This is a genomic window from Microbacterium istanbulense (genome assembly GCF_037204145.1).
In the GTDB taxonomy this organism is placed as follows: Bacteria; Actinomycetota; Actinomycetes; order Actinomycetales; family Microbacteriaceae; genus Microbacterium; species Microbacterium istanbulense.
This window is the reverse complement of sequence record NZ_JBBDGN010000008.1, coordinates 140111-150435: the sequence shown is the minus strand read 5'-3', so window position 1 is coordinate 150435 and position 10325 is coordinate 140111. Positions and strand designations below refer to the sequence as shown.

The window sequence follows — 10325 nt, the reverse complement described above, 5'->3', positions numbered from 1 at the left end:
GCCGTCGGCGAGGGTGCGGTGGAAGCGCCCGATCTTTGCGTTGGTCTGTGGACGGCGTGGGCGAGTGAACTTTGGTGCGATGCCGAGGTCCGCGCAGGCGCGTTTCCAGGCGTGGGATCGGTAGGCCGAGCCGTTATCGGACAGGACGCGCTCGACGCGGACACCGTGGTCGGCAAACCAGGAGACCGCGCGTCGGAGAACGCCGATGGCTGTCTCGGCGCGTTCGTCGTCGTGGATCTCCGCATAGGCAACGCGGGAGTGGTCGTCGATGACGGTGTGGATGAACGCGTAGCCGAGGATCTCGTGACGGCGCGTGTTTCGAGCCAGACCAGGTGTGGATTGACGGTTCCTGGCGCCTTGCTGCTTGCCGACGAAGCGCCAGCCGCCGCCGTTGGGGATGTTGCCGAGCTTCTTCACGTCGACGTGGATCAGCGAGACCGGGTGGTCATGCTCGTAACGTCGGGCGGGCTCACCGGTCTTCACATCGACGTGCGTAAGGCGGTTGAGGTGGCAATGGGTGAGGACAGCGTGAACGGTGGAGCGCGACATCTCGAGTCGACCGGCGATCTGAACAGGGCCGAATCGTTTACGAATGCGCAAGTGGACGATCTTCTTGACCAGGTACGGATGCGAGTGAGGTCGGGAGGACCGATCCGCCATGCCGGCGTCACCGAGCTCGACATATCGTCGCGCCCATTTCTGAGCGGTCGGCCATCCGACGCGAAAGTAGTCGGCCGCCGCCGCGACCGTCCATCCCTCGTCGATGATCAACTGCGCGATACTCAGACGTTGGCGCGGCGTCAGCGCCGCATTACCGAGAGACACGAGAACCTCCGGGACTTGAGCGGGTGTCTAAGCAGCTCGACTCTGACCGGAGGTTCTCGTCATGTCACGGCAACCAGATCAAACAACGTCCCTGGACACTACAACTAGTCGCGCGTCTTTTCCTGCAGCCATGCCACAGGGTTGACCTTCCCGTCATCGGTCGTGATCTCGAGGTGCAGGTGCGCCCCGAAGCTTCTGCCCGTGTTGCCGACGAGACCGAGCTTTTGGCCAGCGCCGATGTTCTGTCCTTCGAATACCTTCAGCGATCCGTACTGCATGTGGGCGTATCGGCTGAAGACGGTCTGACCGTCGACAACGTGCTCGATGTACACGGTCACGCCGAAGGCGCCTCCTTGTTCGGTGGCGATGCGCACCACTCCACCGGCGATAGCCTGGATCTCTGCTCCCTCCCCGGGGGTGAAATCGGCGCCCTCGTGCTGCCGGCCACCACGGGGGCCGTAGTTGGAAGAGGTGGGGACGCCGACGGGGAATGGCCATTGCACGGCGGCGTCCGGGTCGACAGGGTTGCTTCCGGTGAAGTGCCTGATACCCGCCACTGCCGCGATATCCGCCGTGGACGCGACGCTGAAGCCGCTCTGCCTGTCCAACGTTTCGGTGCGGACCTCGCCGGGAGTGACGAAGGCCTGGATCTGATCGTCTGGCACCTGAGCGGCCTGCGCAGGGGCGCTGTACCGGGTCGCGGCGCCTAAAGCCTGGCCGCCGACGACGGCGGCGGGAAAGGTCATCCCGACGGTGAACGTCCCTGCTACAACCAGAGCCCCGATGGCGGCCAGCTTCCGACTGACGCGGCGCGCATGGTTGCCTGCGGGGGCAGAAAGCGTCATGCGCGGCGATCTCACGGTGGCGGGGTGGGATGCAGAGGTCGTCGATACGGTCTCGGTCTCGGTCACGGCTTCGCTCGCCGGGATGGAGACGGTCCGGATCCGTTCCTCCTCCGAGGTGCGGACGGATTGCTCGCTCACGGCGGAGGATGATGCCGCTCGTCGTCGCCGCAGGTCAGCGCGGGTGAGCGGTCGGTTCTTATCGACAAGGGAGGCGGCGTGAGGTTCCGGCTTGGCGATGCGGTCTCGGCGCAGACGTACTTCGGGAGCCGCGTCGTGGGTGCGGGGCACAGTCAAGGGGTGGTTCTCCTCTTCAGCGGGCGGGGTCGACGATCGGGCTGGCGTCGACGAAGATCGAGTACTCCGGCGGCGGCAACGAGCGTGAGCGCCGCCACGGGGATGAGCACGGACAGCCACGGAGCGAGAATGACGCCTGCCGTCAGACCGGTCCGCAGCTGAACCTCGGTGATGTCGGCGGCGGCGACGTCGACGCCGATCGACTGGATGGTTGTCCCCGTGGGATCGATGACCTGGCTGGTGCCGACGGTGGAGACGTTGATCACCGTTCTTCCTGTCTCGATCGCGCGCATTCGCGCGAAGGCGAGCTGCTGCAGGTTCTCGTCGGAGCCGCGGAAGTCGGCGTTGTTGGTCTGGAACACGTAGAGCTCCGCTCCGCCCTCGACGCCGGCGCGGATCACGTCGTCGAAGATCACGTCGAAGCAGATCGCCAGGCCCACACGGGTGGTGCCAACGGTGATGATGGGAGGGTTCGTCCCGGGGGTGTACTCGCGCTGGATGAGCCGCACGAGATCCGGTGCGATCTTCTCATACAGCCACCGATCTGGGACGTACTCGCCGAACGGCACTGGGTTCACCTTGTCGTGAAGCTGAGGCTTATCAGCCCCGGGCGTCCATAGGATCGAGGTGTTGAAGGTCTTCTCTTCGCGGGTGGTTGCGGCGTTGACCAGGAGCGGTGATCCCGCGGCAGTAGCGATCTGATCCAGCGTCGTAGCGGTGTCGCGATCGCGGAGCGGATCGGAGTCGACGGCTCCCTCCGGCCACACGACGAGATCCGTCTGCTTCCCATACAGCGACGCGGTCGCCGAGGAGTAGGCACGGAGGATATCTCCCGGTGACTTGTCATCGAAGTATCCGGAAGGGCCGTTGCCCTGCACCCACCCGACGGTGAAGGTCCCGGCGCTGGTGGTCGGGAACTGGGGTGTCACGGCGAGGACGCCGATGATGACGACGGGGAAGAGGGATCCTTGCGGGAAGACTAGCCCGCCGGCGCGAATCCACTGCACCAGCGCGGCAGATGTCACGGCAACGAGGAACGAGAGCCCTGTGACGCCGATCCACGACGCAGCCTCCGGAAACGGACCATTGACCTGGGTCATCCCCAGGCGGGCCCACGGGAACCCGCTGTACGGCCAGGAGCCGACGGCGACTTCCCGGGCAGTCCACAGCCCCCCGATCATCACCGACACGACGGCGAGCTGGATCGCGCCACGGGGCGGGAGGCGGCGTGTCCATCGATAGGCGAAAGAGAGAGGGATGGCTCCGAGTCCCAGTAAGAGCGTCTCCAACCCGGAAAGGGCGAGACGGGGGACGGGCCCGAGGAACTCGCCCACCCAGGCGAGGTGGAGGGTGTAGAAGCTGGCGCCGAACAGGAGCCCGACTGCAAGGGCGCCCCCGATGCTTCGTCCGATCAGAGTCGCCAGGGAGAGCCCGACGCCGATGAATGCGAGCGGCCACCATCCCACATCGGGAGTGGACAGATCGAGAAGGACACCTGCGACGACGGCGAGGGGCAGCGCGGTGCGCAGACGCAGCATCGGCGTGTCGGGAAGTCCCGAGGAGTGGGCTGTAGGAGATGCTCGGGGCGGCTTGGGCCGGGGGAGCGCAGCGGTCGTCATCATTCTCAGGCGTCCTTCTTACGCAGCGACTCGAGATAGGCGTTGTACGCATCCAGTTCGCTCGTGCCGTGCACATCCGCATACCGATCCTCCGCCGCAGCACGGGCTGTATCCTCGCGGAACCATCGGTGCATCACGTACACGAGCATCAGGAGGGTGGGAGCCTCCCCGTACGACCAGGCCAGTCCGCCGGCAAGGCGCTGGTCCTCGAGCGGATCGAGACCGAGAGCCTCGGTGGGCGCAACGAATTGGGTGACGAGCATGGTCGTCGCCATCATCAGGAAGACGCCGAAGAACGCGTGCAGGGCGGCCTCAGCGAAGACATCGATCGCCCGACCGCCGTGGCTGAGCCGCATCGGCAGCGGGTCTGAGCTGAGCACAGGGAGGGTGAAAAGGACCCCGGCGACGAGGAATGCGACCTCAAGGGCTACGTGACCCTCGATGGTGGCGAGGATGCGATCAGCGAGGCCTGCCAGGTACAGACCGTAGAACGCCGCAAGATAGATCGGCAGGGCCAGCCACGGGCTGAGCACCCACCTGGCTGCACGGCTCCGCAAGCCTGCGTGTGCCGTTCGGAGAAGACCCCGTCCCATCCCACGGTGAGGGGTGGCGCGCAGAAGGAGGGTCCCGGGGGAGCCGAGGACCAGCAGAGGAGGGATCGCCATCATCAGCGTCAACTGCTGGAACATGAACACCGACAGCAGCGCATACCCGTAAGCCTCGACGCCAAGGCCGGTGGTACCGGCGAGCAGCACGCATCCCAGGAGGAAGCTGACTGTGCGCCACACCGGCCACCGCCGCCCCTGGCGCCACAGGCGGATCGCACCTGCCAGGTATGCAACCGCCAGGACCGCCGCTAGCACCGGCAACACTGGGAACGGCCCCGGGAGCACGGCGACATAGTCGGCGAACGTCGGAGGAGAATCCGGAATCCAGGGGCTCATCGAACAGACTCCACGACTTGGATGTCGACGAGCCCCGCGCGCATCGTCGATGGACGTCGCCGGGCACGGTGAACGTCGCCACCAGAGCGGACAGCTCCGGCGACGTGCACGGGCGGGCGAGCCAGAGTCATCGCGGTGTCGCAGCCTCCTTTTGTTGCGCAGCTTGCCCGGAGCGCAGCACGACGCGGCAGGCGACGTTTGCGGCTGTCACGACCTCAGGACCTTGATCGAGCTGCCCGCGACGAGGAAGAGCACCGCAGCGGCGGGCTGCACCCCGATCCAGACGGGGCCCATGAAGGGGAATGGGAGCACGGGATTCCAGATCACCGCGACGGCGACGAACACGGGTATCCACCACCACTGCCGCGCCTGGAAGGCGAACCAGCCGACAATGATCGCCAGGATCGCCGTCACGAACAGCACGACCGTTGACCAGCTGCTGGTCAGCAATACCGGTGCGAGGAACAGCACGGCGGCAGCGATCAGGCTCGGGGCGAGAGCATTGCGCTGATAGACGGAGGGGGTGCGCTTCTTCGGCGTCATGATCCTCTCATCCCAGCCCCCGCGCTCTGGGCCTCTCCCACGTCTCTGTGCGCCATCCTCCGCCTCCGGATCCAGAGCCCGCACCCCAGGATCACGAAGCCGATCCCGAGCGCGACATCTGCGAGGTTGCCGATGAACCAGTTCCCGTAGGCGAGGAAATCGGTTACGTGACCTCGACCAAATCCTGGAGGCGCGAGCAGACGATCCAGCACGTTGCCGATTGCCCCTCCGAGGATGAAGCCGATCCCGACCGCCCACCACGTCGTACGCGAGCGACGGGCACCGATGAACAGCACGACCACCGCGGCCACGCCGATTACGGTGAGCACCCAGGTCGCCTCCGAGCCGAAGGAGAGGATAGCGCCGGGATTGAACGCGAGCTGCAGACCGAGCAGGTCGCCCAGCACGGGGATACGCTCTGTCTCGCTCAGACCGGCGAGAGCTGCAGCCTTGCTTGCCTGATCGATCAGCACCACGAGCCCGGCAACCACGAACGCGACCGCATACCGGGGAATCGTCCTACGCATCGCCGGTCTCCTTCTCGGCCGCCGCCGCCTCGGCCCGGTCTCGGCGGCGGCGAGCACGGCCGGCCAAGAGGACGCCGGAGGCGCCCATGGTCAAGATGAACGCGAAGGCGATGACCACCAGGAGGCCCGCGAAGCCGAGGTCGTCCCGCTGCACGCCCTGTTCTCCGTTCCGCTTCTCATGCGACCGGTCGGGGGTCTCGGATGGCGATGGCGTCGGTGACGGGGAGGCCGTGGTCGGCGGCGTCGCGGTCGGCGACGGTGCGACTGTCGTGACGTCGCCGGTTGGTGCAGTCGTGCTGGCAGCTGCACTTTCCACTCCTGCCAACAGGGCCGCAACGCCGAGCGTTGCAACCACGATGAGAGCGAGGAGGGTTCGTCGTCGTCGGGACACGACGGGGGGCCATACAGGGGATCTGAGGGTCTCAGAAGTCGAACAGGTCACCCAGGAACCCTTCCCGACGCCGTCGACCGTTGCGGCCATTGCGATCGTGACCGTGGCCGCGGTCATGCCCGCGATCACGATTGTGATCGCCGCTGGGCGGGTAGTATCCACGGTCGTCCGAGGGCGCAGGCATCGCGCCAGCGGCACGATCGATGATCTTGTCCAGTTCACCTCGGTCCAGCCACACGCCACGGCACTGAGGGCAGTAGTCGATCTCTACGCCTGAGCGGTCCGTGATGAGCAGGGCGGTCCCGTCGACGGGGCATTTCATGATGGTTCTCCTTCGATAGATGATCGTTGACGGCGCGACGGGGGCTGTCACGCGTGAGTCGTGTGCTCTTCGGGGTGGGATTGCGGTTCGATCTGGAACGTGGAGTGCTCCACGCTCACGGGGAAGTGCTCGGCAACGCACTCCTGGAGCGAGCGAAGCAGTGCCGCGGAGTCCTCTTGTGACAGCTGGTCCTTGATCACCACGTGCGCCGTCAGGGTGGGAAGGTCTGTCGAGACCTGGGAGGCGTGGAGGTCATGGACGCTGACGACGTGCGGTAACTCCTCGAGGTGCTTTCTCACAGCGTCCAGGTCAAGTCCGGGAGGCGTGGACTCCAGCAGAACGCTCCCGGACGCGCGCAGCAGGATGAATGTACGCGGGATGATTAGCAGGGCGATCAGGATGCCGGCGATGGCGTCAGCGCGATACCAGTTGAGCGTGGCGATCAGGATGGCGCTGGTGATCACGCCGACGGATCCGAGAGCGTCATTGACGACTTCGAGGAAGGCGGCACGCATGTTGAGGTTGGCCTTGCGGCCGCTCATGAGAACCAGAAGAGAGGCGACGTTGGCGAGCAAGCCGACGATGCCGAAGAACAACAAGCTGCCAGAGGCGATCTCCGGAGGCTCGAACAGTCGCCTGATGCCTTCCACGAGGGCGAAGATCCCGACTCCGAGAAGCAACGCCGCTTGGGCGAGCGCACCCAGGACCTCGGCTCGTCGCAGACCCCAGGTGTGGCGCGCCGAGGGCGGTCGGTTCATGAGATGCGCGGCGGTCACCGCAAGAGAGAGGCCGATGACGTCCGTCAGCATGTGCGCAGCGTCGACAAGCAGCGCGAGACTTCCCGTGATCGCGGCGCCGACCACCTCGGTGACGAAGACGGTCGACGTGATCGCGAAGGCGATGATCAGTCGCCGCCGAGGCGTGCTCGCCGGGGTGTGACTGTGTTCGGCTCCCATACGCTTCTCCTTGTGTGTCAGGGACGATTCATGATTCGACGTACTATCGCGGATGCGTCCCGCTGCGCGCCGATGAACGTGTCGGATCGGTGCCTTCCGTGCCGGGGATGACCGGCCACGAACAGACCGGGCATAGTCGTCATGCCCCGTCGTAGGCGGCGATGCGCCCCGTCACGCACGCTCTGCGGAAGCCACTGGTCGCCGGGTAGGTAGCCGGTGGCGAAGATCACCGACTGAGGTTTCACTCGCGTACCGTCCGCGAACAAGACATCTTGACCGTCAACGCCGATCGAACCAGGTGCGAACGTGACCCCGCTCCGAAGCAGCTTGTCGAGTCGTTCGTCGCTCGCAGGTGTCGGTGACTGGCGTCGGAACCAAGACGAGCGGACGGTGCCCCTGGGCGGGAGCGCGGTGCGTCCGCCGTGCCGGTGGCGAGATCTGGTCGACAAAGTGACGACGTGGGAGTGAGCGAGCTCGCCGGCGACCTGGGTACCGCTATCCCCTCCGCCGATGATCAGCACGTCACCCTGAGGAATCTGACGCGAGAGGCGATAGTCCGCGCTGTGAAGAATCACTCCCGGCACGATGAGCTCTGACGCCCATGCGGGGAGCGAGGGCCGCGAGGCAAATCCTGTGGCGCAGACAACGTTGCGCGTCTGGACCGCTCCCTCGGCGGTGCGCAGGAGGAGCGTTGAGCCAGTTCCGCGATGTTCTACTCCGGTGGCGCGGATCCCCCACATCGTGGCTACGCCGATCGATGTCTCGACGGCGGTGAGGTACCGCTCCATCTCGGGTGGATACGGGCGGCGGGCGGGATCGCTAGGGAGGGGGACGCCTCCGATGGCGCTGTGCTGAGCGTCGGTGAGGAGTTGCATGGAGTCCGCCCGAGAGGCCCAGGAGCGCTCTCCGCGTGGGTTTGCGTCGATGATCGCGAAGTCTCGCTGCGGGGCAAGGCCCGCAGTTCTGAGCGCGGAGGCGACTGCCAGCCCGGCCTGTCCGGCGCCGACGATAATGGCTCGGCGATGCGATAGTCCCAGAATCGTCACTGAGTCTCCATCGCGGCCGTGATGGCGCTCTCCAGGTCGTCAAACCGCTGCAGCTGGAGCTTCTTGCCATCGACGTAGAACGTCGGCGTGCTGTCGACTCCGAGCGCCTGGCCGTCGTTCACGTCCAGATCCACGCGCTCGGCGGTGGCGGGATCTGCCACGGCCCTGTCGTACGCTGCCATGTCCAGGCCGAGCTGCTCGGCGAAGCCCCGGAAGACGTCCGCACGGGACTCCTGCGCCTCAGCCCACTCCGTCTGTGTTTCGAACAGCTTGCGGTACATGCCCTCGAGCTGACCCTGCTGCGCGGCGGCCTCGGCAGCGACGGCGGCGTTCTTGGAGTTCAGATGCCCCGGCAGGGGGAAATAGCGGATGACGTAGTTGATCTTTCCGTCGTATTTCGTCCGCAGGTCTTCGACGACCGGATAGAAGGCTCCGCAGGCCTCGCATTCGAAGTCCAGGAATTCGACCACGGTGACGGCACCCTCACCGCCCTCGTCGAGCACATGCGAGTTCTCGCGCTGGACGGGGACGGAGGATGCGGAGCCGGGTGACGCGGGCGGCTCCTTTCCGTTCTGATTGACGAGGACAACGACGAACACGACGAGCATCAGCACTACGACGACTGCAGCGGTGACGATGCCAGCTTTCACACCAGGTTTCAACGGGGTACTCCAATGACACGACAAGACGAACGACGGGACGAGCGTGAGCTCGCGGTATCGCCACCGCGAGGGTGGCGCATCGGACGTCAGGTTCGCGAGAGACCGAGCTGAGAGAGGGAGAACGCAGTGGTGCGCAGCGGGGAGACGAACACCGACACACGAGGTAGTGGGCGCGGTCCGGCCCGGAGAGGGGAAGCCAGCCGAGAAGACCAGAGCAGCCGCACGATCAGGATGATCGCTGTGAGCCCGCACAGGATGCCCAGAGTGCACAGAGCGACACCCAGCGATGCGTTCATTTCTCCCGAGAGAGCAACGATCTGCTGGGGACTGGGGTCGGCTGCGGGCGATTCGACAGCGGAGCTGTCGTGTCCGGTCACGGCAACGGGAACGCCCTCGCCGCCCCGAGAATCCGTATGCCCCATCGTGGCGGTCGCTCCGAAGAGCAACAGCAACGCCAGTCCGGTACTGGTAATGAGCCGCATTATCAATAGCTGCTCGTTCGTTCGCGAGGAACCGGGGATCCGCAACGAACGGTGCATCCTCCGAATTATACTCGTCCCATGTTTGCGCATTCTTTGAGCGGGCAGGGAGCGACGAGCAGGCCATGTCCGGCGGAGTTCACGGTTGAAATGTCGGTCGGTGGTGACGAGCAGAGGCGCCTTAGAGCCCCGCCCGCCACCACCTGTGCCTATTTGGACCGGCGGCCACGCGCTCGGATGAGCCAGACGGCCATCGCGATCACGGCGGCGAGAACGAACACCCCTCCGAGGACGACAAGAACGAACATGCCTTCGGAGGACCCGTCGGATGCCCTGTCCGACTTGGCTGGAGCGGGGGTGGCTGCTGCTGCCTGCCCGCTCTGGGTAGGCGTGGGCGACGCCGACGCGACTGCGCCGGGTTGGATGCGGGTCTGCTCGTTCTGGCAGGCGGGCAGATCCCATCCGAGTGCAGGCTCGGCACCCTCCTCCGGTGCGTACTGGAACTGGAAGGACTCGGAGATCGGGTGCCCATCGCTGGAGACCGCGTTCCAGAGGATCGTGTAGGTCCCCGCCTCGCCGAGTGCAACCGGAGTGGTCAGAACGTTGAGGTCGATGGTCGAGCACGATGTCTCGTAATACAGCCCGTCAGGCCCTTGTATTTGTGCGAAGCTCGCCTGCCCGAAGTCGATCAGTTCACCGCTGAACGTGAGGGAGACGGCCTCCAGGCTCGCGACGGTGTCGCCAGCGGATGGTGTGGAGTCGAGAAGATTGTCGTGGGCGGCAGCCGGGTCGGCGAACAGCAAGGTCGCGATGGCAGCAGAAATGAGGGCGGTCGTGGTCAGGCGTATCGAGCGAGAGAGTTTCGAGGGCAT

13 protein-coding genes are annotated in these 10325 nt (G+C 65.6%); all 13 read right to left on the bottom strand.

Annotated features, from left to right (window positions below; genetic code table 11):
* The coding region (locus WDU93_RS10110; RefSeq protein ID WP_337320195.1) for an IS481 family transposase at positions 1 to 825 on the bottom strand (825 nt) is incomplete at its 3' end.
* Positions 826 to 929: 104 nt separating this feature from the next.
* Positions 930 to 1958, bottom strand: coding sequence for a M23 family metallopeptidase (locus WDU93_RS10105; RefSeq protein WP_337320212.1), 1029 nt, complete (start codon positions 1956 to 1958; stop codon positions 930 to 932).
* A gap of 2 nt (positions 1959 to 1960) precedes the next feature.
* Positions 1961 to 3586, bottom strand: a complete 1626-nt coding sequence (lnt, locus tag WDU93_RS10100; protein WP_322953048.1) for an apolipoprotein N-acyltransferase — start codon at positions 3584 to 3586, stop codon at positions 1961 to 1963.
* Positions 3587 to 3588: 2 nt separating this feature from the next.
* Entirely contained in the window at positions 3589 to 4527 is a 939-nt protein-coding gene (locus WDU93_RS10095; RefSeq protein WP_259977659.1) for a cytochrome c oxidase assembly protein, read from the bottom strand.
* A 207-nt stretch (positions 4528 to 4734) separates the two neighbouring features.
* On the bottom strand, positions 4735 to 5070 hold the full coding sequence (locus WDU93_RS10090; protein WP_021200788.1) for a DUF6804 family protein: 336 nt from the start codon (positions 5068 to 5070) through the stop codon (positions 4735 to 4737).
* Positions 5067 to 5597 (bottom strand): signal peptidase II, encoded by a 531-nt coding sequence (locus WDU93_RS10085; RefSeq protein ID WP_021200787.1) that lies wholly within the window; start codon positions 5595 to 5597, stop codon positions 5067 to 5069. The genes WDU93_RS10090 and WDU93_RS10085 overlap by 4 nt, the downstream gene beginning before the upstream one ends.
* A complete protein-coding gene (locus WDU93_RS10080) occupies positions 5590 to 5751 on the bottom strand; it encodes a hypothetical protein (RefSeq protein ID WP_259977657.1) in 162 nt (53 codons plus the stop codon). The genes WDU93_RS10085 and WDU93_RS10080 overlap by 8 nt, the downstream gene beginning before the upstream one ends.
* Before the next feature lie 268 nt (positions 5752 to 6019).
* Entirely contained in the window at positions 6020 to 6310 is a 291-nt protein-coding gene (locus WDU93_RS10075) for a TFIIB-type zinc ribbon-containing protein (protein ID WP_259977655.1), read from the bottom strand.
* Between the two features lie 47 nt (positions 6311 to 6357).
* Positions 6358 to 7266 (bottom strand): cation diffusion facilitator family transporter, encoded by a 909-nt coding sequence (locus tag WDU93_RS10070; protein WP_259977653.1) that lies wholly within the window; start codon positions 7264 to 7266, stop codon positions 6358 to 6360.
* Positions 7267 to 7283: 17 nt separating this feature from the next.
* Positions 7284 to 8312, bottom strand: coding sequence for an NAD(P)-binding domain-containing protein (locus WDU93_RS10065; RefSeq protein ID WP_337320183.1), 1029 nt, complete (start codon positions 8310 to 8312; stop codon positions 7284 to 7286).
* Positions 8309 to 8974, bottom strand: a complete 666-nt coding sequence (locus WDU93_RS10060) for a DsbA family protein (protein ID WP_031207733.1) — start codon at positions 8972 to 8974, stop codon at positions 8309 to 8311. The genes WDU93_RS10065 and WDU93_RS10060 overlap by 4 nt, the downstream gene beginning before the upstream one ends.
* Before the next feature lie 86 nt (positions 8975 to 9060).
* Complete coding sequence (locus WDU93_RS10055; protein ID WP_337320176.1) at positions 9061 to 9513, bottom strand: hypothetical protein; 453 nt, start codon at positions 9511 to 9513, stop codon at positions 9061 to 9063.
* Positions 9514 to 9662: 149 nt separating this feature from the next.
* A complete protein-coding gene (locus WDU93_RS10050) occupies positions 9663 to 10325 on the bottom strand; it encodes a copper resistance CopC family protein (RefSeq protein ID WP_259977650.1) in 663 nt (220 codons plus the stop codon).